The 24,602-nt window shown below is 61.3% G+C and carries 27 protein-coding genes and 1 riboswitch; of the genes, 9 read left to right on the top strand and 18 right to left on the bottom strand.

Annotated features, from left to right (window positions below; all coding sequences use genetic code 11):
- Positions 1-132: 132 nt before the first annotated feature.
- The 6 genes from AB1402_03750 to flgB form a co-directional block, all read right to left on the bottom strand.
- On the bottom strand, positions 133-876 hold the full coding sequence (locus AB1402_03750) for a FliH/SctL family protein (GenBank protein ID MEW6540717.1): 744 nt from the start codon (positions 874-876) through the stop codon (positions 133-135).
- Positions 848-1,852 (bottom strand): flagellar motor switch protein FliG, encoded by a 1,005-nt coding sequence (gene fliG, locus AB1402_03745; protein MEW6540716.1) that lies wholly within the window; start codon positions 1,850-1,852, stop codon positions 848-850. The genes AB1402_03750 and fliG overlap by 29 nt, the downstream gene beginning before the upstream one ends.
- A gap of 12 nt (positions 1,853-1,864) precedes the next feature.
- Entirely contained in the window at positions 1,865-3,409 is a 1,545-nt protein-coding gene (gene fliF / locus AB1402_03740; GenBank protein MEW6540715.1) for a flagellar basal-body MS-ring/collar protein FliF, read from the bottom strand.
- 158 nt (positions 3,410-3,567) lie between these two features.
- A complete protein-coding gene (fliE, locus tag AB1402_03735; protein ID MEW6540714.1) occupies positions 3,568-3,858 on the bottom strand; it encodes a flagellar hook-basal body complex protein FliE in 291 nt (96 codons plus the stop codon).
- A 28-nt stretch (positions 3,859-3,886) separates the two neighbouring features.
- A complete protein-coding gene (gene flgC, locus AB1402_03730; GenBank protein ID MEW6540713.1) occupies positions 3,887-4,360 on the bottom strand; it encodes a flagellar basal body rod protein FlgC in 474 nt (157 codons plus the stop codon).
- A 7-nt stretch (positions 4,361-4,367) separates the two neighbouring features.
- Positions 4,368-4,766: a flagellar basal body rod protein FlgB gene (gene flgB, locus AB1402_03725; GenBank protein MEW6540712.1), complete on the bottom strand. Its 399-nt coding sequence runs from the start codon at positions 4,764-4,766 to the stop codon at positions 4,368-4,370.
- Positions 4,767-4,880: 114 nt separating this feature from the next.
- Positions 4,881-4,969: riboswitch (cyclic di-GMP riboswitch) on the bottom strand.
- A gap of 414 nt (positions 4,970-5,383) precedes the next feature.
- Here flgB and AB1402_03720 point away from each other — a divergent pair.
- Together AB1402_03720 and pseC are read left to right on the top strand one after the other, a co-directional pair.
- A complete protein-coding gene (locus AB1402_03720; GenBank protein ID MEW6540711.1) occupies positions 5,384-6,106 on the top strand; it encodes a glycosyltransferase family protein in 723 nt (240 codons plus the stop codon).
- Between the two features lie 66 nt (positions 6,107-6,172).
- Positions 6,173-7,327, top strand: coding sequence for a UDP-4-amino-4,6-dideoxy-N-acetyl-beta-L-altrosamine transaminase (gene pseC / locus AB1402_03715; protein ID MEW6540710.1), 1,155 nt, complete (start codon positions 6,173-6,175; stop codon positions 7,325-7,327).
- Positions 7,328-7,338: 11 nt separating this feature from the next.
- Here the strand turns inward: pseC and pseI are convergent, their stop codons facing one another.
- From pseI to pseB, 5 genes are read right to left on the bottom strand one after another with little or no spacing between them, the layout of a single operon-like run.
- Positions 7,339-8,391, bottom strand: coding sequence for a pseudaminic acid synthase (pseI, locus tag AB1402_03710; GenBank protein ID MEW6540709.1), 1,053 nt, complete (start codon positions 8,389-8,391; stop codon positions 7,339-7,341).
- A 42-nt stretch (positions 8,392-8,433) separates the two neighbouring features.
- The gene (locus AB1402_03705; GenBank protein ID MEW6540708.1) at positions 8,434-9,405 is read right to left on the bottom strand and encodes an ATP-grasp domain-containing protein; all 972 of its coding nucleotides are present in this window, start codon (positions 9,403-9,405) and stop codon (positions 8,434-8,436) included.
- Positions 9,402-10,304 (bottom strand): class I SAM-dependent methyltransferase, encoded by a 903-nt coding sequence (locus AB1402_03700; protein MEW6540707.1) that lies wholly within the window; start codon positions 10,302-10,304, stop codon positions 9,402-9,404. The genes AB1402_03705 and AB1402_03700 overlap by 4 nt, the downstream gene beginning before the upstream one ends.
- Positions 10,305-10,340: 36 nt before the next feature.
- A complete protein-coding gene (pseG, locus tag AB1402_03695; GenBank protein ID MEW6540706.1) occupies positions 10,341-11,399 on the bottom strand; it encodes a UDP-2,4-diacetamido-2,4,6-trideoxy-beta-L-altropyranose hydrolase in 1,059 nt (352 codons plus the stop codon).
- Positions 11,400-11,443: 44 nt separating this feature from the next.
- Positions 11,444-12,424, bottom strand: a complete 981-nt coding sequence (gene pseB / locus AB1402_03690) for a UDP-N-acetylglucosamine 4,6-dehydratase (inverting) (GenBank protein MEW6540705.1) — start codon at positions 12,422-12,424, stop codon at positions 11,444-11,446.
- Between the two features lie 321 nt (positions 12,425-12,745).
- On the opposite strand from pseB, the gene AB1402_03685 reads away from it, so the two are divergent.
- The 7 genes from AB1402_03685 (at position 12,746) to AB1402_03655 (ending at position 20,205) form a co-directional block, all read left to right on the top strand.
- Positions 12,746-13,294, top strand: coding sequence for a hypothetical protein (locus AB1402_03685; GenBank protein MEW6540704.1), 549 nt, complete (start codon positions 12,746-12,748; stop codon positions 13,292-13,294).
- On the top strand, positions 13,291-15,183 hold the full coding sequence (locus AB1402_03680; protein MEW6540703.1) for a 6-hydroxymethylpterin diphosphokinase MptE-like protein: 1,893 nt from the start codon (positions 13,291-13,293) through the stop codon (positions 15,181-15,183). The genes AB1402_03685 and AB1402_03680 overlap by 4 nt, the downstream gene beginning before the upstream one ends.
- A gap of 130 nt (positions 15,184-15,313) precedes the next feature.
- Positions 15,314-16,576: a flagellin gene (locus AB1402_03675; GenBank protein MEW6540702.1), complete on the top strand. Its 1,263-nt coding sequence runs from the start codon at positions 15,314-15,316 to the stop codon at positions 16,574-16,576.
- A 287-nt stretch (positions 16,577-16,863) separates the two neighbouring features.
- The gene (locus AB1402_03670) at positions 16,864-17,235 is read left to right on the top strand and encodes a flagellar protein FlaG (GenBank protein MEW6540701.1); all 372 of its coding nucleotides are present in this window, start codon (positions 16,864-16,866) and stop codon (positions 17,233-17,235) included.
- 208 nt (positions 17,236-17,443) lie between these two features.
- Complete coding sequence (gene fliD, locus AB1402_03665; protein MEW6540700.1) at positions 17,444-19,003, top strand: flagellar filament capping protein FliD; 1,560 nt, start codon at positions 17,444-17,446, stop codon at positions 19,001-19,003.
- Positions 19,004-19,027: 24 nt separating this feature from the next.
- On the top strand, positions 19,028-19,432 hold the full coding sequence (fliS, locus tag AB1402_03660; protein MEW6540699.1) for a flagellar export chaperone FliS: 405 nt from the start codon (positions 19,028-19,030) through the stop codon (positions 19,430-19,432).
- 155 nt (positions 19,433-19,587) lie between these two features.
- A complete protein-coding gene (locus AB1402_03655) occupies positions 19,588-20,205 on the top strand; it encodes a hypothetical protein (protein MEW6540698.1) in 618 nt (205 codons plus the stop codon).
- Between the two features lie 47 nt (positions 20,206-20,252).
- Here the strand turns inward: AB1402_03655 and AB1402_03650 are convergent, their stop codons facing one another.
- The 7 genes from AB1402_03650 to flgM form a co-directional block, all read right to left on the bottom strand.
- On the bottom strand, positions 20,253-20,435 hold the full coding sequence (locus AB1402_03650) for a type II toxin-antitoxin system HicA family toxin (protein ID MEW6540697.1): 183 nt from the start codon (positions 20,433-20,435) through the stop codon (positions 20,253-20,255).
- Positions 20,436-20,471: 36 nt separating this feature from the next.
- The gene (locus tag AB1402_03645; GenBank protein ID MEW6540696.1) at positions 20,472-20,699 is read right to left on the bottom strand and encodes a type II toxin-antitoxin system HicB family antitoxin; all 228 of its coding nucleotides are present in this window, start codon (positions 20,697-20,699) and stop codon (positions 20,472-20,474) included.
- A 62-nt stretch (positions 20,700-20,761) separates the two neighbouring features.
- Complete coding sequence (locus AB1402_03640; protein ID MEW6540695.1) at positions 20,762-21,112, bottom strand: flagellar protein FlaG; 351 nt, start codon at positions 21,110-21,112, stop codon at positions 20,762-20,764.
- Between the two features lie 278 nt (positions 21,113-21,390).
- Positions 21,391-22,320 (bottom strand): flagellin, encoded by a 930-nt coding sequence (locus AB1402_03635; protein MEW6540694.1) that lies wholly within the window; start codon positions 22,318-22,320, stop codon positions 21,391-21,393.
- A 46-nt stretch (positions 22,321-22,366) separates the two neighbouring features.
- Positions 22,367-23,740, bottom strand: coding sequence for a flagellar hook-associated protein FlgK (gene flgK, locus AB1402_03630; protein ID MEW6540693.1), 1,374 nt, complete (start codon positions 23,738-23,740; stop codon positions 22,367-22,369).
- A gap of 39 nt (positions 23,741-23,779) precedes the next feature.
- On the bottom strand, positions 23,780-24,265 hold the full coding sequence (flgN, locus tag AB1402_03625; GenBank protein MEW6540692.1) for a flagellar export chaperone FlgN: 486 nt from the start codon (positions 24,263-24,265) through the stop codon (positions 23,780-23,782).
- Positions 24,262-24,555: a flagellar biosynthesis anti-sigma factor FlgM gene (gene flgM, locus AB1402_03620; GenBank protein ID MEW6540691.1), complete on the bottom strand. Its 294-nt coding sequence runs from the start codon at positions 24,553-24,555 to the stop codon at positions 24,262-24,264. The genes flgN and flgM overlap by 4 nt, the downstream gene beginning before the upstream one ends.
- Positions 24,556-24,602 lie beyond the last annotated feature (47 nt).

The following is a 24,602-nucleotide window of genomic DNA, read 5'->3' as shown; positions in this document are numbered from 1 at the left end:
GCGACTCACTGCCCACGGAATCTTCCTCCTAAAATGCCTGGCACCTGACTGCGAAATCTTAAGGAGGGCTGCCTTCTCCTATAAGACAACCATGCCGCTCTAGCGGCACCATCGGAAGGATGAAAATACCCCTCACCCTGACCCTCTCCCAGAGGGAGAGGGATTTTCAGGGTAGTTAATAAGACAAGTGCCCGGCACCACTTTCAACCCTTTCAACACCTCGCGCCAGCGCACTTCCGTGGTGGCGTCCACCAGACCCTGCTCCGTTTCCACCAGGCAACCGCCCCGCTCCAGGCCGGCGTCGCCGATGATCCGGAGCGATGCCCCCTCGGGCAGGAGCGTTTTGAGCACCGGCACCGCATCCAGCAGCGCGCCGACGTGGGCGGGATGAACGTATAAGACCACGCTTTCGCGCTCCCGGACTGCGTCCAGGGTCTCCCGGGCCACGGCGGCGATGGTCTCCGGGCCGAGTTCCAACTGCCCGGCGACCAGTTTCTCGGCGATCGCCACCGCCAGGGTTCGGACCTCCACGGCGAGTTCCTCAAGGGTATGCCGCCGCAGTGCCTCCGCCTCCCGCAACACGCCGCGGGCGGCCTCCCGGACCTGGACCGCCTCCTTCCGCGCCTGCTCCAGCCCTTCCTGGTAGCCCTCCCGCCACCCTTCGTCGTAGGCTCGTTTCTTGATTTCGTCCGCTTCAATCCGGGCCAGTTGCAGCACCTTCTCCGGCTCGGATCCGCTCATGAGCTCGTCCGGCGACCCACCGCCCGTTCCCTTCAGCATCAGCTGGAACGGCTGTTGGTCTCCCACGGCCGCGCTTTTAAGAACCCGCCCGGCGGCACCCCCCGGGCTAGACAACGAGGGCGTCTTCGCCGCCACGCGAGACCACCACCTCTCCGGTCTCCTCCAAGGCGCGGATTACCTTCACGATCCGCTGCTGGGCCTCTTCCACTTCCTTCAGGCGCACCGGACCCATATACTCGATTTCCTCCCGCAGCATCTGGGAAGCGCGCTGGGACTGGTTCTTGTAGATCTTTTGCCGCACTTCGTCGTTCGCCCCGCGGAGCGCCAGCGCCAGGTCCTTGTTGTTGACCTCCCGCAGAATCCGCTGCGTGGACACGTCGTCCAGTTTTACGATGTCCTCGAAGACGAACATCTGCTGGCGGATCTCTTCCGCCAGCCGGGGGTCGTCGCGCTCCAGTTCCTCCAAAATCGATTTCTCGGTCGAGCGGTCGGCCATGTTCAGCATGCGCACCAGTGCTTGCACCCCGCCGACGTCCATCACCTCTTCGGTCATCACAATGGAAAGCTTGCGCTCGAGGACCCGCTCGACGTCTTGGACCACCTCGGGGGAGGCCCGCTCCATCGTCGCAATCCGCCGGGCCACCTCACTGCGCTCCTCGGGCGGCAGGGCTCCCAGGATGATACTGGACTGGGACGGCTCCAGGTAGGACAAGATCATGGCGATGGTCTGCGGGTGCTCGTCCCGAATGAAATTCAACATGTGTTTGGGGTCGGTTTTCCGCAGCGAGTAGAAAGGAATGGTCTTTTGGGTGGCGGTAAGCCTCTTGAAGATGACTTCGGCCCGTTCCCGGCCGACCGCCTTATCCAGCATCTCCCGGCAATATTTCGGCCCGCCCTGGATCAGGTACTGCCGGGCCTCGTAGAGCTGAGCGAATTCATCGAGGACCGTGTCCCGGACCTCGGGCGGCACCCGCTCCATCTGGTTGACCATAAAGGAGATTTCTTCAATCTCTTCGTCGAAGAAGTCGTGCTTTAAAACCCGCGCCGACAGGTCCGACCCGAGCGAGATCAGGAAGATGGCCGCTTTTTTCAGTCCCGGTTTGGTCGTCACTACTCCCGCCCCCTATTTCTCGCTCAGCCAAACCTTGATGATCTGCGCCACTTCTTCCGGTTTTTGCTTGGCCAACTCCCGGGCGCCCCGCTGCCTGTCGCTTAATCGGGCCACTGGTTCCGCGGACGCCACCGACAGGGGGGCGAGTTCCTCCACCTCAGGCTGCAGGCGTGGGCGCGGAGTCCGCCCGAGACGCCGGCCTACCACCACGCCGGTGATAATCAGGATCAGAAGCAGGAGCAGCGCGCCCCCGGCCAGCGCCGCGTAGTAGATAAGCTGTTGGCGCTCCCGTTCCGCCGCCGACGCCTCGGCCTTCTGCAAATCTGCTTCGAGCTGTTCCTGGTAGGTGGTGTCAAAAGCCATCGGCGCCACCAGGATCTGGTCCCCCCGTTCCGGGTTGAAGCCCAAAGCGGCGGTGATCACGTCCTGGATTTGTTCGGTTTGGGCGGCGTTCAACTCCCCGTCCACCACCACCGAGGTGGACAGGCGCCGAACCTCTCCCGGCGGCTGGGACACCGTCCGCTGCAGCGTGCCCACCTGGTAATTCGCCGTCCGCTCCTCGCGTGCGTACGATTGGCTCTCTGTCCCGCCACCGGCCAAGGGGTAGGCGGGGGGGGGCAGGTTGGCGTCGGTTCCGGGCACGCCGCCCCCGGCGCCGGTACCCTCGCTCTCTTCCCGCACCGTCTGCTCGCTCACCATCTGCGCTTCCCCGTAGGGCACGGTGGACACCGATTGCTGCTGGGAAAAGTCCAAATCCGCGGAGATCATGGCCACCACCCGGTCGGGGCCCACGATCCGCTGGAGCATGTTCTGGAGCCGCATTTCCAGTTCGCGCTCGTAGTTGCGCTTGATTTCCTGGTGGGTGAGCGCCAGACCCGAAACCGGGTCCTGACGCCCGTCCGGGTTCAAAAGCCGGCCCCGCATGTCGACAAGGTGCACGTTTTCCGGCGTCAGCCCCTCCACGCTGCCGGAGATCAACGCCACCACCCCCCGGACCTGGCTCTGGTTCAGGTCCGCGCCGGGACGGAGCTTTACGGCCACGGACGCCGTCGGGGGGGCTTTCTCGGTGGCGAACACACTCTTTTCAGGCAACACCAGGTGCACCCGGGCCGCTTCCACCTCGTCCAACTGGACGATGGTACGGCGCAGCTCCTCCTGGAGGGCCCGTTGGTAGTTGATTTGCTGTTCGAATTCGGTGATGCCCAGTTTGGTGCGGTCGAAGAGTTCCCAGCCGGCGCCGTCCGCCCCGAGGGCCCCGGAGGTCGCCAGGTGAATCCGGGCCTGGTCCACGTGGGCGCGGGGAACCCGGATGGTGGTACCCCCGTCGCTCAGGATGTAGGGGATACGCATCCCGTCGAGCTGTTCCACGATCGCCCCGGCCTCCCGGGGTTCCAACCGGGCGAAGAGAGTAGCGTAGTTCATCTGCCGGACAAACTGTCCCAGATAGTAAAGAGCCAGCAAGGACCCCAGGACCAGCAGAACGAGCGCAACCTTGTGGGTGATGCTCAAGGCTTGCCACCGTTCGTTCATCCTGGCCACCACGACCTGACTTTCCATCCAGCTACCTCCAGGGCTCGGCGGCCGCCGCCCCCAAAAGAGCAGCGCACACACTCTACCGGGTAATGATCAGGCCCAAGACGCCGACTTTCTCCCCGCAACCGTCAAACGTGTCCGGCCGTCGGGGGCTTTAGCCCCGGAAAACCGCACCGCCCGGGTTACAGCGGCGTGCGGTTTATCTCCTGGTAAGCTTCCAGGACCTTGTTGCGCACCTCCACAGCAAGCTGCATAGTCAGTTCCGCCTCGCGCAGGGCGATAATCACCTGGTGCACGTCCTGCACTTCCCCGGCCAGGAACTGCCGTACGGCGGTGTCCGCCCGGACCTGGCTCTCGTTCAGCCGGTTCACCGCCTCGTTCAACAGCCGCCCGAAATCCCCCCCGGAGCCCGCGGTCCGCTTCTCAGGGCTCAGGGCGGGAAACAGGGGCTGCAGGACGGTTTCCTTGATCACGCGCCTTCCCCCCTAACCTAACCGTAACCTAACCGCGGCCCAGTTCCAGGGCGCGCTGCACCATCTGCTTCGCGGCGTCGAACGCCGCGGCGTTGGCCTCGTACGCCCGGCTCGCGCCCATCAGGTCCACGAATTCCCGGTTCAGGTCCACGTTCGGGTACCGCACGAATCCAGCCGCGTCGGCGTCCGGGTGTTCGGGTTCATGCACCATCCGGAGCGGGCTCGGGTCCTTGACCACGGCCGTCACGCGCACGCCGGCGCCGGTGAAAAAGGGGGACACGGCGAACAAGGGGGACTGTCCCCTTTGGACCCCAGGGGGGCTGTCCCCTTCCCGGACCCGTTCGAGATGCTGGGCGAAAACCGGCACCTCACGCCGGTAGGGACCGCCTTCCCGGGTCCGGGTGGTGTGCACGTTGGCGATGTTGTTGCTGATCAGGTCCAGCCGCAGGCGCTCGGCCGTCAAGCCCGAACCGCTGATCGCAAAACTCTTGAAAAAGCTCACGCTCTACCTACCTCCCGCCCCTGATAACGTGGGCATAAATGCCGTGCTTGCCGGACCAGAACTGGCTGACCGCCCGGTACCCGAAGGCGTTGTCCACCAACTCCACCATTTCCCGGTCCAGATCGACGTTGTTGCCGTCCGCCCGCTGGGAAGTCCCCCGGACAATCTCCACGCCCGGCCCGGCCACGTCACCGGCCCGCCCCGCGAGGTGGCGGGGATCGGTCTGTTTCAGCCGGCCGGCGGAACCGTCGAGGGCCGCCTGCATAAACGACTGGAAATCGACCCGGGAGTGCTTGAAACCGGGGGTATTGAGATTGGCGATGTTGTGCGCGATCACCCGCTGCCTGAGCGCCTCTCCGTCCAGTGCCCGTGCCAGCAAAGACATCACCGGATCCTTGCCGATCATCTCCAGTCCCCCTTTGCTCAGATTCCCTAACTTTCGACATACGCCCGGACAAGACTCCCATACATCCACCACCGCATAAAAACCGCCCCATCGGGCGGCTCCGCTAAAGTAAACCCCAGCGGCTCAGCCGTCCTGTTCCAATGGAACTTCAGGACCCGTAGCTTTGCGTCCCGGACTTGCGTACCGGTTTGCCCTATCAGGGTATATGCAGTTAGTGGCACTTTTTCTCCAAACTGGTACATCTTTCCCTTGGCGTTACTTGTTTGATTTGACGATTTCTCCCGAATTCCTTCCCCATGAATGATATAAAATCTGACAAGTAAACAAAATTTTTTTCCGATCTATGCCGGGCGTGGGGAAGGCGCGTATCGGCCTAAAGAATGACAAGCAAGATGCAAATGGGATGTGGCGGCACGAAACTATGGGACCGTCTGTTCGTTTTCCGCGGCTGCGGGTCGCGCCGTCCGGCGGGGCGGACGGCCATGTTTTCCAGGAAACCTTGCCGGATTGAGGATTTATGTATGGTTTGGCCGGCGGAAACGCGAACCGCAACGAGCCGGCGTTTTTATGTTACAATACCGTATGGATGACCGGGGAGGTGTGCAGCCTTGCATACGGTGGGCATCGTCCAGGCCCGTACCGGTTCCACGCGTTTTCCGGGAAAGGTACTAAAACCCCTTGCCGGACGACCGATGTTGTCCCGCATAATTGAGCGCTTGCGATCGGCCGGGACCCTGGATGCAATTGTGATTGCCACCACCGCCTCGCCGCAGGACCGACCCGTAATCGACCTAGCCGAACAGGCCGGCGTGGCGTGGTACGCCGGCAGCGAACAAGACGTGCTGGCCAGGTATGCCGAGGCGGCGGAAATGGTGCGGGCCGACTTGGTGGTGCGCGTGACCGGGGATTGTCCCTTGATCGATCCGGATACGGTCGACGGGGTGGTGCAGTATTTCCGCGCCCACCATTTTGACTACGTGGGCGCCGGGGTGGCCGACGGTTTGCCCCGGGGGCTGGACACCGAAATCTTCACCCGCGAGGCATTGGACCGGGCCCACCGCCTGGCGCAAGGCACCCCGGCCCGCGAGCACGTCACGCTGTATATTTACCGGCACCCGGAACAGTTCCGGTGCGCCCGTTATCCGGCACCCGCCGCCTTGCAGCGTCCCGGCCGGCGTCTTTGCGTGGACGAGGAAGCGGATTACCGGTTGCTCACGCACATCTACGACCGCCTGTACCGGCCGGGGGAAATCATTGAGATCCGCGACGTGCTGGCGCTCCTGGACCGGGAGCCGGAACTCCTGAAGATCAACGCCCACGTGCGCCAGCGCACGGTGTAGCCGACCCGGCCGGGACTAGCCGACCGGAGCTAAAACAATTGGCCTTTGTATTCGGGGGAGGAAGGCATGCGCTTTATTCCGTACGGCCGGCAATCCATCGATGAAGAGGACATCCGGTCCGTCGTAGAAGTTTTGCGCTCGGACCGGCTGACCCAGGGACCAAGGGTGGTTGACTTCGAGGAGGCACTGGCTTCCTTCTGTGGCGCCCGACACGCCGTCGTCTTTTCGAGCGGCACGGCCGCCCTGCATGGGGCGTACTTTGCAGCCGGCCTGCAACCGGGGAGCGAGGTGATCACCTCTCCCATTACCTTCGCCGCGACGGCAAACGCGGCGCTTTTTCTCGGCGCAAAGCCGGTTTTCGCCGATATTGAGCCGGAGACGGCCAACATCGACGCCGCCCAAATCGAGAGCCTGATCACCACCCGCACCCGTGCCGTCGTCCCGGTACATTTCGCGGGGCAGCCCTGCGATCTGGAGGAAATCCGCGAGATCGCCCGGCGCCGCAATCTACACGTCATTGAAGACGCCTGCCACGCTCTGGGGGCCACATACCGGGGGGGGTCCATAGGCGGCCTGTCCGATATGACCGTCTTCAGCTTCCACCCGGTCAAACACATCACCACCGGCGAAGGTGGTGCGGTGTTGACCAACAAGACCGATTTCGGACAAAGGCTTCGGGCATTCCGAGAGCACGGCATCGCCCGCGATCCGGCGCTTTTGCTCAACCTCGACCCCGGAGCCGATCCGGAGCCCTGGTATTACGAGGTGCAGTGTCTCGGGCACAACTACCGCCTTAGCGACCTGCAGTGCGCCCTGGGCAGATCACAGTTGAAAAAGCTGGACAGGTTCCTGAGAAGAAGGAGGGAAATCGCCCGAACCTACGACCAGGCCTTCTCGGCGCTTGCACCGGCCATCCGCCCACCGGCCCGGAAGCCGGACCGGGAATCGGCCTACCACATCTACGTGGTGCGGATAGATTGGAAGGCAATCGGCAGAACGCGCCGTGAGGTATGCACCTTGTTGCGGCAATACGGCATCGGCACCCAAGTGCACTACATTCCTGTCTACCGCCACCCCTACTACCAACGCCTCGGTTACCCGCCGGGCCTTTGCCCCCGGGCTGAGGCTTACTACGAAGCCACCCTTACCCTGCCGCTCTTTCCGGCCATTACGGACGAAGAAGTCCAGCGGGTGATAACCGGCATACGGACGTTGTTTTAGCTTATAACTCTCTACCACCCCACCATATTCCAAGCGAGCGGGGTGCCGGCGGGAATGTCCCGCGTGGCCCTGCGCCCCCGTACATCTTGCAAGTGGCGCGGATGCAAGCCGTGTCCCGGCCGGATGGAACGCACGTTTTCCTCCGTGAACACCGCTCCGGCCTTCATATCTTCCACCACAAAAAGGGAGCGCCGGAAAACCCTGCTCGCGGCCTCGCGTTCGCTCACGCCGTAGTGAACCTCGCCCAGGGCCTTCTGGGCCGCCCGGATCGCCTCCACCATCGCCTTGAATTCGTGCGGCTCCAGTGAAAAAGCGCTGTCCGGACCCGGCATGCTCCGTGAAAGCGTAAAGTGTTTCTCCACGATACAAGCACCCAGGGCCACGGCCGCCACGGGTACGGCGATGCCGAGGGTATGGTCGGAAAGGCCGGCGGGCACTCCAAACGCCCGGGCCAGATGTGGGATGGTGCGCAGGTTCATCTGCTCCGGCGGAGCGGGGTAGGCGCTGGTGCACTTGAGCAGCGCGATCTGTGCCGCCCCGGCGCCGCGGGCCGCCCGGACGGCTTCTTCGATCTCTCCCAGGCTGGCCATACCCGTGGAAATAATCAACGGCTTGCCGGTACGGGCCATCTTTTCTATGAGGGGGATATCCACCAGCTCAAAGGAGGCGATCTTATGGACCGGGACGTCCATTGCCTCCAGAAAGTCGACTGCTGTTGGGTCAAACGCCGTGGAGAAGAAGCCGAGTTCCAGTTCTTCCGCCGCTTCCTTGAGTTTGGGCTGCCATTCCCAGGGCGTGTAGGCTTCGGCGTAGAGATCATAAAGTGTCTTCCCAGCCCAAAGACTATCCGGCGAATGGCGAAACGGAGACGAATCGACGTTTATTGTTATCGTGTCCGGTGTGTAAGTCTGTAGTTTGACGGCATCCGCACCGGCTTCCTTTGCCGCTTGCACCATGGCGACAGCCCGGTCAAACGACTGATTGTGGTTGGCCGAAAGCTCAGCGACGATATACACAGGGTGCCCGGGGCCGATCGCGCGCCCATTGATCACCATATCGCGCATTGACTTTCCTCCTCCATAATCACCGGATCAATGAACACGGTCCTAATTGAACCGTTCAGCTTGATCTACCTCTTGCGCACCGAGGAAAAGGTCTTCGGTATAGCGAAGCATGACGTACCCATCTTCAAACTCGCCGATCACTGTTTTGACCTCTTTACCCAGGACCAGGCGTATCAGTGTGCGCGGTGTAAAAGCACCGGCGGCAAAGCCTAAGTTGGCGGCCCCTCCGTACCTGGGGTTCACCTCTATGAACTTGACCTTCCCTTCATGCCAAAAACACTGGATAGTGTTATGCCCAATAAGATGGAGGGATTGGGCCAGCCGTGCGGCTTCTTGCATTATATCAAAGTTTTTGCACGTCCTACCGATAAACGCCTCTCCTCCGAAGATGGAGACGCGCTCCCGGGGAACAACCGATAGAACCCGGCCGGAAAAGTCGGCGCACAAATCCACGGTGTATTCCGGGGCCTCTATGTACTGCTGGATAATCGGCTCCTTTAGGCGTGGCAGCAGGTGGGCCAATTCCGGCGCGGCCTCGACCCGGAAAGCCCGTTTGCTCCCCTTGCCAAACCTCTCCCTGACAAAGACCGGAAACCCAGCGATCTCCCCGGCTGACGCATACGTTTCGGGAACCAAAAACCCATGCTCAAGACAAAAAGCAATGAATAAACGTTTGTCCCGGCAGATTTCGACCACCTCCGGGTTAGGAACCATCACCGTCACGCCCATCCGCCGGAAGGTCGGCCGGAGCAGGGCAAAGAAGGGCAACTCTTCGTCCCGGGTGGGGATGAGAAGGCTCACGGTGTGTTTTTGACAGATCCCTTGTATGGCCGTCAAAAAATCATCGCCCAACCCGGGAGGGGTAACATAACTGTTATCGGCAAAATAGAGGGCGGCAGACAAAGGGCTGGCATCTACGGCGACAACCCGGCCTCCGCCTTCCTCCGCCAAAGCCTGCTGGAAGGCTTTTATCAGCCACACTTTGCGCGAGGCGCTTGTAATCAATACATTCATTGCTCATCTCCCAAAGGCTGCGCAAACACCAGGCAACGCCTACCAAGACCGTTCCCGGCAAAACACCGATACAAATTCCTTCTTAATTCCGAGGGCAATGCCAACTCAAAGGCCATTCGCTTTTTGTGAACCTGGCTGCCGATATCCGGATTCCCTACGTAAATATCGCCAAAGAACAAAAACATCTCCATCGGAAAATCGCCAAACATCTCCACTACTTGGAAGTCGAGCTTGCGCAGAAAACCCACCAGCGATTCAAAGTTAAAGTAATTTATATGATCCGGAGCGGTAATCCACCATGGTTCCAGGTTCAGTTTGCCGCAAGCGCATTCTTGAATTGCCGAGAAGTCATTAGGAACTTGAATCACCAAAATGCTTTGTTCAAGCATAAGCCGACGGAGACTTTGGATAAGACCCGCGGGATCAAGTATATGCTCCAGTACCTGCAGGAGTACAATGGCATCAAAGCGCCTTTCCACCCGGCCGAAGCACTCTTCTACGGAATTAAACACGGTAATGCCGGAGGATCGGGCTATTTCCGCCGCCTTTCCGGACGGCTCAATCCCCACCACGTGCCACCCTGCTTCCTGCATATATTTTCCGAAACAACCGGGGCCGGAACCCACATCCAGCAACCATCGCTCTTTCTTGTGGCTCAGATGTTGCTCCAGAGTGTCTTGTATATCGCTCCACGTGGTTTTCGAAAGCCATACCAGTTCCGAATTGCTTTCCCCGCCACCTTGCATCAACCGTTGTTCTCCAGGCGCACGGCCGCCGGCCGCCACCAGGTCATAATACTGTTCACGATAGAAGTCGTTTAGTTTCTCCGCCGTTGGCAAGGGGGCAAGGTGCCGATAACCGTATTTTGGGTTCATGATGACCTTGTACCGGTCTTTCATTGCCTCTCCCTTTCCCTTTTCCTTTCCCTTTTTCTTTCATAAACGACGGTCTGCTTGATTCCCTTCTCCAAAAGGATGCCCGGCCGCCACCCGGTTATCTGCCGTTTGACCCCTCAGCACCTCCGCAACGCGCAGTACACCGCGCCCGTCGACCAGTTGCCGACCGCGCCGCGCAAGAAGAGTACGCCTATCCTCGTCCAAAGCAAGGCGCTGCATTTTTATGCCAATCGGGCAATTTGCCTCTGCTCCGATTTCGTCCGGATCCTGATCCGGACCATCCACGAAACCCCACTCGGTCAAGATGCTCATGATTTCCCGCTGGTTGTCGGCGATCGGCAAGGCCAGTGTAGGAACTCCCAAAAACAAAAGTTCCCACACCGTGGTTCCCCCGGCCGAAACAGCCATATCGGCCCACGCCATCAACTCCGGCATGTTTTCAACATTCTCGGCCAGGCTGACGGGAAACGGGCTGGATTCGGCCGCCCGGCGCAACGCCTCCCGGTGCGGGTTCGATGGGCCGATGACCACCACCGCTTCCAGATCCGGAATGTCGATGCGAACCAGGGCTTGGATGGCCTTCAGGGTGACATTGTCAGGGTCGCTGCCGCCCATCGTCACCAGGACCTTCTTCGCTACTGCTGGAACCTCTCTCCGGTGACCACGCCAGGCCCAAAACTCCCGGCGCAACAGCGCATACCTCGTGCCCAAAAGCAACCGCGTGTAAGGTGCGTGGGAATAATGCAGACTGTGGGCATGCAGGTTCTGATTTAAAACGATATCCGCATAATAGCGGTCAAGATGAGCCGTGTCGTCAATGGCCAGCAACCGGCGGCCTGTTTCTCTTTCTTTAACCAGCCGCTGATAGGCGGAATCAAAGTGGTAACCGTCCAGCACCAGCCAGGCTCCGGGATGCGCCGCCAGCACGTTCATTACCGTCCCCGCATCCATAGGGTCCGGATGCGCGCCCTGTATTTCCACCACGTCAAATCCTTCGTTCCAAAGCCGCTGCTTCATAGCGGGACTGTCACAGGCCGTAACAAAAACCGCCTCCCCGCCGTGCTCCCGCCAGGCTTGGGCCAGAGCCAGGCAGCGCATCAAATGGCCCGTACCGATCTGTGCATTGGCATCGGCACGAATGATTAGTCTGTTAATTGCTCGATCAGCTCCTGCAACCGGTCTTTTTCAAGCCACTGCTCGTTAGTGTTGCTCGCGTATTCCCATTCCTCCGGGACCGGCCGCCCTTGTTGTTCAACTTTGGATTTCCAAAACGGAAAAGAAGGTTTCACCACGAAGTAGTCTCCATGGTCCACAACGTTACGGGCCTCGTCCTTGGAGATGAGCAACTCATGGAGCTTTTCTCCCGGGCGGACGCCGATAAATTGAATCCGGCAGTGGGGACAAACGGTCCGGGCCAGGTCAATGATCCGCATACTGGGAATCTTCGGCACAAAAACCTCGCCGCCCTGCATATTCTCCAGGCAACCGAGCACAAACGACACTCCCTGTTCCAGGGTGATCCAAAAACGGGTCATCCGCTCGTCGGTGACGGTCAAAACGTGCGCCTTTTTTTGCTTGAGGAACACGGGCACCACGCTGCCACGGCTGCCGACCACGTTGCCGTAGCGGACCACGCTGAATTTGGTGCGGCCGCCGGCGTAGGAATTCGCCGCCACCACCAGTCTCTCCAGGCACAGTTTGGTCGCCCCGTAAAGGTTTACCGGGTTCACCGCCTTATCGGTGCTAAGAGCAATGACCTTTTGGACCCCGTTATCGATGGCGGCGTCGATGACGTTCTGCGTGCCGATGATGTTGGTCTGGACCACTTCGAAGGGATTGTACTCGGCGGCCGGTACTTGTTTCAGCGCCGCCGCGTGCACCACAAGGTCGACGCCGTAAAAAGCGCGGTAAAGCCGGTCCTTGTCGCGCACATCACCGAGAAAATACCGCAGGCAGGGGTTTTCCACCGGGCTTTTTACCTGCTGCATTTCGTATTGCTTCAGCTCGTCCCGGCTCAAGATGATCAGCCGGCGCGGTTCGTATTGCTGGAGCACCGTCTCCACGAATTTCTGCCCGAACGAGCCCGTACCCCCCGTGACCAGAACCGATCTGCCGTTTAACACGCTTTACACCCGCCTCCGACCTTTACATCTTGAGATCGCTTTGGCCAGATACTGCGACATATTTCTACTCCAACCAGGAAAACCCTGCTCAACCGCAGAATTATGCAAGTAAGAACAGCCGGCAATTCTTAAAATAGTCAAGCTGCCTGAACAAGCAGCCGACAAGGTGAGAGGTGGGAAGTGAGAGGTGGGTATAAGGTGCGAGGCGGGAAGCGGAATGAGCGACAATGTCGCCGGCCGGCAGGGGAACGTCCCCCTGGAAAAGGAGACAGTCCCCCTGGAGCCCGAAGGGGCAATCTCCCCGGAAGGAGTTGGTCTTGGTTGAAAGAGATTACCTTGCCCGTCGCGGAGGCCTTGAGCCGGTGGCCCGAATTGACCGCCGACCACCTCCGGGAAGGCCTTTACCTTTACCGCGCCGAGGCGGGCGAACAGGTTTTTTTCGCGGAAATAGAAGACCGCCTCCAACAGCTTGACGGCGAAACACGGGTGACGCTGGTGTTTTTCTCCGAATCCGAACTGCTCGCCGCCACGCTGGCCGAGGCCCGTGGTTTTCTCGACCGCTGGCTCCAGCAGCTGCCCGGCATCGCGGACCGTTTTTACGGCGGCCAAGGTTCCCCGGACATGTTGGTACAATTGGCGGAGGGCCTGGAGTATTTACAGACGTTAAGCGTTCAGCTTTCGGCCCGCGGTTACGGGCTCGACGGCTGGCCGGAGCGCCTGCGGGACGCGGCCCGGGAATTGCTCCAGGTCGCGGAGGCGAACCATGCTGTCCAACAGGGAGATTTTTTGCTTTATGAGTTACAAGGTACGCTGGAGGGACTTAATGACCGGCTGGCCCGCATCGAAGTGGCGGATGGTGGGCAACAATGATTTGGGAACAGAATCTGCGCGCCATCCGGCGCCGCGATCCGGCACTGGCCGAGTTGCTCGAAAACTCGCCCGCTGCGGCTGGTTTGGCGGTGATTACCGCCAAAAACGGCGACCCGGTTCCGGTGTGGCGGGATCAGCCGCTCGCCAGCCGGTACGATCCGCGCCGCGAGGCTTACGCCTGGGCGGCGGGCATAGTCAACGACCTCTCCGCGACCGGCCGGGTTTATCTCGTTTTCGGGCTGGGTCTGGGCTACCACCTGGAGGCTCTGCTCCAAAAGGACCCCGGCGCCCACTTTATGGTTTTTGAAACCGAACCCGGATGGTGGCGGCGGCTGCTGGAACTCCGTGACGTGCGCCACCTCATCAGGCATAAGCGGGTGTTCATCCAACCCACACTGGACTTCTCGGTCGACAGCCCGGCCTTCATCCAGATAACGCAGGGCACTTTTGCCGGGGAGGTGAAGGTGGCCGAAATACCGGCTTATCGCGACCTGTTTGAGCAAGCCCACCAGCAATGGCGGCAAGGGTTGCTGGATTCACTGCGCCACATCCGGGTGGGATTGGCAACCCGGGAGCATTGGAAAGATGTGTGGCTTGAAAACAGCATCGCCAATCTGTTTGCGATTTTCGCCAATCCCGGCGTCTCCGATCTTCAAAATGGTCTGACCGCTACCCCGGCGGTGATGGCGGCCGCCGGGCCTTCGCTGAACGAACACCTGAACGTCTTGCGCGGCCTGGCCGGCCGGGTGCCGATCATCGCGGCGGGCACCGGCCTTATCCCACTGGCCCAGGCCGGCATTCACCCCGATTACGTGGTTTCCATCGACCCCGGCGAGGCCAACTACGCTGCTTTAAAGGACTGCCTGGACCTGCCCGATACCACGCTGGTCTTTTTTTCATCCCTGCACCCCCGGGTGGCGGCCGAATTCCGGGGACCGAAAGTGTCCGCCTTCGCCGATCAGGAGTATTTGCCCCAATGGCTGGGTGAGTTGGCCGGCTTTAACCATAAGGGCGTTTTGCCGGACGCCGCCTCGGTAGCCATCCCCACTTTCAAGTTCATCCTCGACCTCGGCTGTCCGGAAATCATCCTCCTCGGGCAGGACTTGTCCTTCCCGGACCCGGAGCATTACTACGCCGGACGGCGAAAAACCACGGTCACCGACTACCTGCCCCGGACCAACATCGCCGGGGAAACGGCCTATACCACCAAACAGCTTTTGTCTATGCTGCGCGAGCTGGAAATGTACATCGCCGAGGCCGGCCGGCGGAACGTGCGGGTTTATAACGCTTCGCGCACCGGCCTGCCCATCGCGGGCACTACTCCGGTGGACTTCGCCGCCTGGGCGCGGGAGCAAGCCGACCGGCGCTTCACCCGCCCGGAATCAAGCCTCGGGCAGCCGTCCCCCCAGGAAATCCTGGAAAAACTCCGGGAGCCGCTGGCCACCGTACGCCGGGAACTGGCCGCCCTGCGTGAGACGGCCACCGCCGCCGTACTGGCGCTGGCCCCCCTGCACGACCAATACCGGGACACCCACGCGGGGCACCCGCTCGGGGTACCCACGCGGGGCACCCACGTCAGTGGGTCGGGTCGGGTCGGGTCGGCCGGGATGCCCGCGCTGGCGGGCCAGCTGAGCACGGCGGTGCCCCGGCTCAACCAAATATTGAACCACACCGCCTACCAGAAAATCATCCGGCGCACGGTCAGCAACTTGGACCTCCTGGTGCGCACCCGCAAACTAGACCTGGATGCCGCCGACGCCGCCCAGGTCCGGGACTTTATCGCCATGCTGTACAACTTCGCCACCGCGGTGGGCGGCCGCGCCGAACGCTACCACGCCGAACTGGGCAAGATGGGGACCGGCCCATCACCGTGCAGCGTCTGTAATTGAAAAATTCTCGGCGGTGATGACTAAAGTTTGGCGGGCGGTCACCGAAAATAAGGGTTAGGGAGATTGACTCCCGGAAGTAGACGTGGCCACGCTCTAACTTCAAACGAAAAAAATCAAAGGGGGGATAACGATGAGAGTACAAACCAATGTCGCGGCCCTCAATACCCACCGGAATCTGGGCATCAACCAGATGATGTCCGGGCGGGCGTTGGAAAAACTGTCCTCGGGCTTCCGCATCAACCGGGCGGCCGACGACGCCGCCGGGCTGGCCATCTCCGAGCAGATGCGCGGCCAGATCCGGGGTCTCGGCCAGGCCGTCCGCAACGCCCAGGACGGCATCTCGATGGTCCAAACGGCCGAAGGCGCGCTCCAGGAAGTGCACACCATCCTGCAGCGCATGCGCGAGTTGGCCGTCCAGGCCACCAACGACACCCTGACCACTTCCGACCGGGGGCAAATCCAGAGAGAGGTCGACCAGTTGGTGTCCGAAGTGAACCGGATCAGCAACAGCACCCAGTTCAACGCCCGGGTCCTGCTCGACGGCTCGCTCTCGGCGGCGACCACGTCGCAGGCCACCAGGCTCGAGGGGCCGGTGTTGCACCGGGATGGCGCAGGCAACCTCGCTACCGGCGGCACTACGCTGATCAGTTTGCGTGACACCGCCGGCAACAGCCTGGGCATCGCCTCCACAGATACGATCCGGTACGAAGCGGTCGTGAACGGCGTACATGTGACCCGCTCCTTCACCGTCGCCACCGGGTCCAGGCTGGGTCCGGTTACGGGCGGTCTGGCCACCGACATGAACGCTACCGCTTGGATCACCGGCGCCGTCGTAGTCAGCGGCAAGATCAGGTTCGACGGCCAAAGCCCGGGCGAAGTGAACCACATCGCCGGTTTCACCATGCGGGTGTTCGACAGTGCGGGCACCGAGAAGACCACGGCCAGCCGGTACCTCAACCAGTTCGTGATTACTCAGGTGGCCCAGAATGCCGCGGCCGACAACGCCGCCCGCTTGATGGTCGGCGCCAACGCGGGCCAGTTGATAACGGTGAACATTGGAAAGACCAACGCCGTCACCCTGGCCGTACAAGGCATTAAGGTGGACACCCACGCGCAGGCCAACATCGCCGTCAAGGTCATTGATGAAGCGCTGGGTACGGTTTCAACGAACCGGGCCCGCCTCGGCGGCATCCAGAACCGGCTTGACCACACCATCTCCAACCTGGGCGTCACCGCCGAGAACCTGACGGCCGCCGAATCCCGGATCCGCGACGCGGACACGGCCGCCGAGATGATGGAATTCACCAAGTTCAACATCCTGAACCAGGCCTCCATCGCCATGCTGGCGCAGGCCAACATGCAGCCGCAGGCCGTACTGCAACTGCTCGCCTAGACGGGGTGAAGAGAGATAAAGCAGTGGTCAGTGGTTGGTGGTCGGGAGTCGGTGGCCGGTAGTCTGACCGAAGGCTCAGGGGCGGGGGACGGTCCCCCTAAGTGAAAAAAGTGGTCGGGGGAGCCATCCGCGAGGATGGCTCCCGGTCATGACATGCATGTTATTTTCGACACCGGATGAACCGACTCCTGCCGGACGGCTAAAGTTTTTCGCCGGATCACCCGATAAAGTGACTAAAGTCCCAGCCAGTCCCCATTTCACCCAAGATGTTGGTGGAGGTGTAACAGGTGCGGGTGGAATCGGTAACAGCGAACAGGCCTCCGGAAGAGGCCGCACAGCGTCGGCAGCAGCAGGTGCGGGCCGGGACGCCGGAAGGCGTCCCGCGCAAAGCGGAAAACGAAGCCAACAAGGGCGCGCCGCATGCCGTGCCGTCCCTGGAGCAGGAATTGGCCACGGCCGTCGAGTCGGTGAACCGGGCGCTTTATGCGCGTAACCGGAGTTTTGATTTTTCGGTCCACGAGCCCACCAAAGAAATCATTGTGCGCGTAATGAACACGGAGACTAATGAGGTGGTCAAGGAGATCCCGCCGGAAGACATCCTGGATCTGGTGGCCAAACTGTGGGAAATGGCGGGGCTTTTTGTGGATGAACGCCGCTGAAATGGTGGTCGGTGGTCGGACCGGCGGATGGGATGCAGCCTGGCTACATTCTCGGAATTGAAGCGTTGTCGGTCGTCTTGCGGCGCGGAGCGTATAGGCGGCGTAAAATGGGGACTGGCTCGTTTTCCGGCAAGTAGCCGGCCGTTCCCGTAGGCATCGTTATCGCTCCGGAAAAGGTGCCTGTCCCCATTTTAAGGAGATGGTAAGGATGAGTGTCAACCGCATCAGCGGGCTGGCCACGGGCCTGGACACCCAAAAAATGATCCAGGATTTAATGAAGACCCACCGCAAGCCCGTGGACCGGCTGCGCCAGGAGCGCCAGGTGCTGGAGTGGCAGCGGGAGGACTACCGCAGTATTAACTCCGCCCTGCTCGCCTTCCGCAACAAGACCGTCTTCCCCATGCAGCTCGATTCCACCTTTCTGGCCAAGACGGTGGCATCGTCAAACCCGGCGGCGGTGACCGCCACGGCCACGCCGGCGGCCGCAAATGCGGACTACACCGTTACGGTGACCTCTCTGGCCACGACCGCCCATAAGACCAGCGTCGGCGCGGTGTCGGCGAGCAGCGCGGACAAGGTGAATCCGGATGCGACGCTCTGGTCTCAACGGGCTAAGTTTTTCGACACGAATTTCAGGTGGAACCCTGACGGCCACACCTTCAACTTCAGCCTCACCACCTTCAACCACGACGGTACGTCCAACAACAAGACTTTTACCGTGGACGCGTACACCGAAACCTTAAACGGGGTGTTGGCCCGCATCTCAGCGGACAAGGCGCTCGGGTTGACGGCTTTCTACGAGCATTCCTCGGACCGGGTGTCCATCTCCACGACCCGTACCGGCGACAACAATGCCGCGGGTCACGAAATCGGGGTGGGGACCACCGGGTTTCTGGCCGAGGTGTTGAGACTCGGCACCGCCACCGAGCAGGGTGGCACCAACGCCCTGGCTACAATCAACGGCCTGAATGTCACCCGCCCCACCAATGATTTCGCGCTGAACAACGTGCACTTCAGCTTGAAGGCGACGGGCACCGCCGTCCTGACCGTCCGCGGCGACACCACGTCCGTGTTGCAGCAAATCAAGGGTTTCATTAACGCGTACAACGGCATTCTGGATTTGCTCAACGGAAAGTTGCGGGAGGAGCGTTTCCGCGATTACCTCCCTCTCCTGGACAACGACCCCGCCCGGGAAAATATGACCGATAAGCAGATCGACCAGTGGGAGCAGAAGGCCAAAAGCGGCCTGCTGCGCCACGACGACATCCTGAACGGCATCGTCAGCCGGCTGCGGGCGGACATCTTCACCCCGGTTGCCGGCTTGAGCGCGTCGCTGAACCACTTGACGCACATCGGCATCACCCCCGGCAGCTTCGCCGATCAGGGCAAGCTGGTGATTGACGAGGCCAAGCTCCGGCGCGCCATTGATCAAGACCCGGAAGGCGTGGCCAAGCTTTTCAACCAGAGCGGCGCCACCAACGAGGAGCGGGGCATCGGGCAAAGGCTGTACGGCTACCTGGACACCGCGGTCAAGCAGCTTACCGCCCGGGCGGGATCGTCAACCCAAGCTTCGTCTTACGATTCCAGCTGGCTGGGCCGCCAGATCGGGACGCTCGGGGAGCAGGTAGAGCGGTCGGAAAAACGCCTGCAGAAGCTCGAAGACCGCTACTGGGAACAGTTCACCGCCCTGGAGCAGGCCATTTCCCGGATGAATACCCAAAGCGCGTGGCTTGCGCAGCAGTTCGGCGGGGGAATGTTCCGGGGGTAGAATTCTGAATAAGGAGGTGATCCCGTGGCCGCTGTCAACCCCTTTGCACAGTACCAGCAAAACGCCGTATTGAACGCGAGGCCGGGACAACTGGTGCTGATGTCGTTCAACGGCATTCTGAAGTTTGCCAAACAGGCCGACCTGGCGCTGGAAGACAAAGACCTGCCGCGGGCGCACAACGCCCTGGTAAGGGCCCAGGATATCGTTTCCTACCTGCGGGGGACTTTGAACACCGATTTTAGAATCGGGCAGGATTTGGATGCGCTTTACGACTACATCCACGACCGGCTCGTCCAGGCCAACCTGAAGAAGGACCGGGAGACGCTGGCCGAGGTGGACCGGATGGTCCGGGCACTGAAAGAAGCCTGGAGCCGGGCCCTCGAACCGAACCGCGCCCCGGAGCAGGAACCAATGGAACCGGAAAGATAGCCGGAGCGAGCAAGAGAGCCGTCAAACGCGCAACCTACCCTGAAAATCCCCTCTCCCTCTGGGAGAGGGTCAGGGTGAGGGGTATTTTCATCCTTCCGATCGTGCCGCTAGAGCGGCATGGGTGTCTCGGGTGAAACAAGGACGGTCGATGGAATGTGAAAGACAGCCGCGAGGCAAAGAGCCCGGGGAACAGCCCGGCGACCCGGAGCCCGATCGCAGAGGAGCAGCTGCAGCTTGCGCGACGGATACTGGAGATCGTACGGGAACAACGCGAAGCGCTCGCCGGGAAGGGGACAGTCCCCCTGAAAAAGGGAGCAGTCCCCCTGGAAAAGGGGACAGTCCCCCTGGGACCCGAGGGGGACAGTCCCCCTCGGGACAGTCCCCCTGACAGTCCCTCCGAGGAGGCCCTGGACCGCTTCATGGCGTTGGCGGAGGAGCGTCAGCAGTGCATGGACCGCTTCGACCACCTCCAGGCGGTACGCGCGGCCGGTCCTGAAAAAGGGGTCAGACCCCTTTTTCAGCTGGCGGCGCAGCCGGCGGGTGGCGGGTCGGAGGTGGAAGCCCGGCAGGTGCGGGCGGCGATCGAGGTCCTGTTCCGGGAGGCGGCGGAGATGGACGCCGCTAACCGGCAGCGCCTGGAGGAAAGCCGTGATCTGGTGCGGGGAGAGATCGGGCGGGCGCGGCGGGGCCGGGATGTTCTTCGAAGCTACGGGGGCCGGGAGCCGGGGGGCGGGAGCCTGACCAGCGGGGCTTTTGTGGACCGGAAGGAGTAAAAAGGAGCGGCCGGTCCTGAAAAGGGTCGAGTCCCTTTTCAGGTGATTTATTTCGCTTCTAGAAAATCATCCACTGTTAGGCCGCTCTTTCTTATCAGACCTCTTAATAAGCCTGAAGCCAACTCTCTATGATTTGGAATCGATAGCGTGGGTCTGGAATCGTGATAAAGAATCATATGGCCACCTGTTTGGTGATCCAACTGATAACCGAATTTCTGGAACACCCTCACTGCATCCTTGCCGGATATGTTAGCCAATTTCCCCAATTAGACGGTAACCTCCCCCAGGAAAACTTCCCTTGCTTCGTAAACATCTTTCCGGCCATGTTTTTCTTCAACGTAGAGCCATCCCTTAATAGCATCCTTGATGTTGTTTAATGCCTCATCGATGGTTTTCCCCTGACTCATGCATCCGACTAATTCCGGAACATCAACGACATATCCGGCGTATTCCGGGTCGTACATTATTACCACTCTGAACCGTCTGCCAACCATTGTAAACCTCCTAAGATATTTGATACTATGATTGTATCACAAATTATCGGCGCTGATTCCGCTCAGGTTTCGGTGTCGATGACCAGTCCCACCGCGTTGGAGAACTGCCGCGCCAGGGCGGGAAGCTCGTTGACGTCGACTTCCAGGATGGTTTCGCCGGTCTCCTTATTCATCATCCGGATCCGGTGGCGCTTGCCTCCGCGGTCACGGTTCAGGCGGAAGACGACCTGCTGGTTGTACATCTCGGCCATCCGGTTCAGCCGCTCCACGGCACGGACCATGTCCCGCAGGTCGCTCGGGGCCGGGTTTTGCGCAAGTTCACGGGCCGGGTTGACCCGGTCCGCGCTTTCGGTCCGGCGAGCCACGGCGTCGTACTGGGCCAGGGACTGCAGTCCCCCGGCTCCGATTTTCATCCGGATCACCCCCGATCAAGGGTGGCTTAAGGGGAGAACCCCCTGAGGTGCCTGGGTGTGGTGCGAGGGGGGACAGTCCCCGGAAGTTTTGGCCTGGTACTTCGCCATAAAAGTCATCGCGCTTGATCTGGCAAGATAGATACTAGCTACCGCTTGGCTTTTCAGGCTGCCGGAGTCCGAGGGAGACAGTCCCTGTTTTCGCTGCGCGAAAACGGGACAGTCCCCTGGAGGCGTTGCTGGGTCAGTCTGCTAAAAGCGCGCCTGTCCCCTGAGTTAGTTTATCGCAGGTAGTTGAGCAGGCTGACGTGCATCAGCCGGGCCGCGGTGGACAGGGTGGCCTGGAGCACCAGTTCATGCCGGTTGATCCGGATCGCCGCCTCGGCCACGTCCGTGTCCCCGATCTTGGACAGCACCTCGGTCAACTGTTCGTTCTGTATTTGGATCTGGCCCTGGATCTTGTCCAACTGGTAACCACGCCCGCCCAGGTTACCACGGCCCTGCACCAGGGTGTCGATGTGACCTTCAAGGGTGCCGATCAGGCCCGCCACTCCGATCCGGTCGCCCGCCCGCAACCGGTCGCGCAAGTCGAACAGGGCATCGAACATGGTGGCGCGCTCAACGGGGGTGCCTCCCAGCACTTGACTCTCTACCTTGAACACTTGGCCCGGGTCAATAGTCTCCACGAGCATGTTGAGGGTGAGCACCCGGCCCCAACCCTCCCCCCCGACCGGCGGGGTCGATAGGCCGGGCGGAGTGTACACCACCATTTCCTGCCCATCCACAACGGCCCTGCTGAAAAGTCCTTCGGGCTTGACGCCCCCACGGGAGGCGTTCGCGAAACCCACCAGCGCGGTGATCATCTGATCCACTTGAAACGCCAGGTTCTGCATATCCGCGGCAGAGTAGGTGCCGGTGGCGCCCTGGACGGCCAGCGCCCGGGCGTCCTGCATCACCTGCGTTGCTTGGGCGAGCGCCTCTTCGGCGCGGTTTAAGCGCGACTTCTGTAAATCAATGCCCAGTACGTAGTCCCGGATTTCGCTGGTGGCGGTGCGCAACGACAGGACCTGGCTCAGGGCCGCCGGGTCCTCGCTCAGGCGGTTGATCCGCTGCCCGTCGGCGATCTGCTCCTGAACCCGGGCGGCACCAAGATGCTCCCGGTGAATATTGCTCAAGATGTTCTTATAGAACAAGTGGGTGCTGATCCGCATACAACTAACCCCCCAATGCAAAAAATGGGGACAGGCATCTTTTTCGCTAGAGCATTCGGTTAATCAGGGTGTCCAGCAGCTCATCCAGCATCGTGATCACGCGGGCGGCCGCCTGGTACCCGTACTGATACTGGATCATCCGGGTCAGTTCCTCGTCCAGGTTCACCCCGGAAACCGACTCCCGCAGCGCTTCGATCTGGCCCAGAATAGCGCTCACGTTGTCAAGACCCCGGTTGGCCGTGTTCAGATCGGCGCCGATCTCGGTGATCAGCCGCTGGTAATAACCGTCCAGAGTGGTGTCTTTCCTGACGTCGCCGTCGGTATCGATCACGAGTTGCTCACGAAGCTGGGCAACCGCCCAAGCTTGCCCCGCAGTGACGGCGCCGAGCAATTCGCCGGCTCTGTTCCCCAAGTTCAGGACGCCGTTTTCGTATCTAAAAAACTCTTGGTTGTTGAACACACCGTTTACCGCCAGGCTAAGATTGGACATCAGTGTTTCCAGGCGGCCCAGATAATCCCTTACCCTCGCGCCCGCGGCGAAGGTGCCGGCCAACTCGCCCCGGCTGCTGCCACCCAGCGCTGTTATCAGCGCTTGCAGACCTGGACCGTCAGCGGCCAGTTCCGTGAACCCGCGGCCGGTTTCCAGGTAGCGGCCGCCATCAACCAGTTCCAGCCCGTAAACCCGGACGCTGATCAGGTTGAGCCCGGCGTCGGTCACGCTTACACCCACGTCCGCCAGTTTGGCCAGTTCCTCCAACAGGTGGTCCCGCCGGTCCAGGAGGTCGTTCGGGTTGGCGCCGGCGGTGCGCTGGTAGGCGATCTCCCAGTTCAGTTCGGCGATCTGCCGGCCGATGGAGTTAATCCGGTCCACCTGCTGCGCAAAGAGGTTGTTTTGCATCGCCGGCACCGGGCCATCGCCGACGAGGCCGTTTCTGATGTTCGTCAGCGAGTAATGGGCCAGCGAAAGGCTGTTCGCCAACGTTTCGGCCGCGCCCCGCACCGCCGCCCGGGAGCCCGGGTTACCCGGGTCCTGGGCCAGGTAGTGCCAGGCACTGAAGAAATTCCCGAGAAGCGCCTGGATCCCGAAATCGGTGGGTTCGGGCAAAACGGCCTCCACGCGTTGCAGCGCGGTTTCCACCCCGGACCAGTAGCCGATGGCCGAACGGGCCTCCCGCACCTGCCGGTCCAGGTAGGCGTCGCTGTAGCGTTTGATTTCGACCGCGGCCATCCCCGTACCCAGCTGTCCGGGCCGCGGGGAGAACACCGACGGGTAGGCGACGGCCGTCGTGGTCTGGAGCACGGCCTCCTGCCGTCTGTACCCCGGCGTGTTGATGTTGGCGATGTTGTGCGCTACTGCGTTCATCGCCTGCTGGTGCCCGTGCAGGCTGCGCCGGGCGATTTCGATGCCGAGAAAGGACACGCGGCGACCCCCCTAAAATCCAAAACTCAAAATCAGGGATCACGCTTCTTGGTTGAAGATCAGGGACCGGGCCTCCCCGGCCTCGCCGGGCGCCCCGTCCCGCGCATAGGTCGCGGCCGTACCCGCGACGAACTGTAAGACAGCCCGGTTGAAGCGGGCCGCGTTCAGCATCAGTGCATAGTTCGCGTGGTTTAAGCGACAGATTTCTTCGATCAGCGCTCCCAGGCGCCGGCGCGCCTGTTCCAGTTCCCGGCGCTCCGGCGCGGGCAGGGCGGCCAACAGCTCCCGGAGCGGCGCGTCGGCATCGAGCCCGTACTCCGCGGCGATCACCCCCGCTGCCGCCTGGCGCCGCCCCTCGGCCCGGCGCAGTTCCTCTATCAGTTCATCCAGGGCCGGCACGGACGCCTCAAGCCCTGCCAGGTCCAATCCGAGCAAGGCTTTTAGCTGTTCGTCCAGGGTGCTTACAATCCCGGCCGCCAACTCGATTTCCCGCCGGAGGCAGGCGGCCAGGTCAGCGGTGGTCATTCGGCCTCCCCGCCCCACTCCCGCAACAAACCTTCGGCGATCTTCCGGGCGTCGGCTTTGAAGGTGTCGGCTTCAATTTCAGCCTTCAACCGCTCCACCAATTCGGTCCGGACGACGGGCAACTCAGCCAGCTTTTGCCGGAAAGACTGAAGTTCGCGCGCCTGACTGGAGAGTTCCACACTGTCTCCTTCTCCGGTACCCGGCCGCAACGGCTCCCCGGGCTTGCGTTCCGCCGTCTGGCGGCTGTAGATGCGCGTCAGGTCCACACCGCCGGTTTTATCTATCTTCACGGATGCCAACTCCTTAGTGTTCGAAACCCTTCTTTAAGTTTATCGCC

The organism is Bacillota bacterium, assembly GCA_040757205.1.
Classification (GTDB): Bacteria; Bacillota; Desulfotomaculia; order Desulfotomaculales; family Desulforudaceae; genus Desulforudis.
This window is presented reverse-complemented; position numbering and strand designations above follow the sequence as displayed.

What these genes read in the sequence shown, in the direction of transcription:
- fliF (MEW6540715.1), bottom strand. Translation starts at nt 3,409, where the DNA reads ATGGAAAGTCAGGTCGTGGTGGCCAGGATGAACGAACGGTGGCAAGCC.
- flgB (MEW6540712.1), bottom strand. Translation starts at nt 4,766, where the DNA reads ATGATCGGCAAGGATCCGGTGATGTCTTTGCTGGCACGGGCACTGGAC.
- pseC (MEW6540710.1), top strand. Translation starts at nt 6,173, where the DNA reads ATGCGCTTTATTCCGTACGGCCGGCAATCCATCGATGAAGAGGACATC.
- pseI (MEW6540709.1), bottom strand. Translation starts at nt 8,391, where the DNA reads ATGCGCGATATGGTGATCAATGGGCGCGCGATCGGCCCCGGGCACCCT.
- AB1402_03705 (MEW6540708.1), bottom strand. Translation starts at nt 9,405, where the DNA reads ATGAATGTATTGATTACAAGCGCCTCGCGCAAAGTGTGGCTGATAAAA.
- AB1402_03700 (MEW6540707.1), bottom strand. Translation starts at nt 10,304, where the DNA reads ATGAAAGACCGGTACAAGGTCATCATGAACCCAAAATACGGTTATCGG.
- pseG (MEW6540706.1), bottom strand. Translation starts at nt 11,399, where the DNA reads ATGCGCTGCCTGGCTCTGGCCCAAGCCTGGCGGGAGCACGGCGGGGAG.
- AB1402_03680 (MEW6540703.1), top strand. Translation starts at nt 13,291, where the DNA reads ATGATTTGGGAACAGAATCTGCGCGCCATCCGGCGCCGCGATCCGGCA.
- AB1402_03675 (MEW6540702.1), top strand. Translation starts at nt 15,314, where the DNA reads ATGAGAGTACAAACCAATGTCGCGGCCCTCAATACCCACCGGAATCTG.
- fliD (MEW6540700.1), top strand. Translation starts at nt 17,444, where the DNA reads ATGAGTGTCAACCGCATCAGCGGGCTGGCCACGGGCCTGGACACCCAA.
- AB1402_03645 (MEW6540696.1), bottom strand. Translation starts at nt 20,699, where the DNA reads ATGGTTGGCAGACGGTTCAGAGTGGTAATAATGTACGACCCGGAATAC.
- AB1402_03640 (MEW6540695.1), bottom strand. Translation starts at nt 21,112, where the DNA reads ATGAAAATCGGAGCCGGGGGACTGCAGTCCCTGGCCCAGTACGACGCC.
- AB1402_03635 (MEW6540694.1), bottom strand. Translation starts at nt 22,320, where the DNA reads ATGCGGATCAGCACCCACTTGTTCTATAAGAACATCTTGAGCAATATT.
- flgN (MEW6540692.1), bottom strand. Translation starts at nt 24,265, where the DNA reads ATGACCACCGCTGACCTGGCCGCCTGCCTCCGGCGGGAAATCGAGTTG.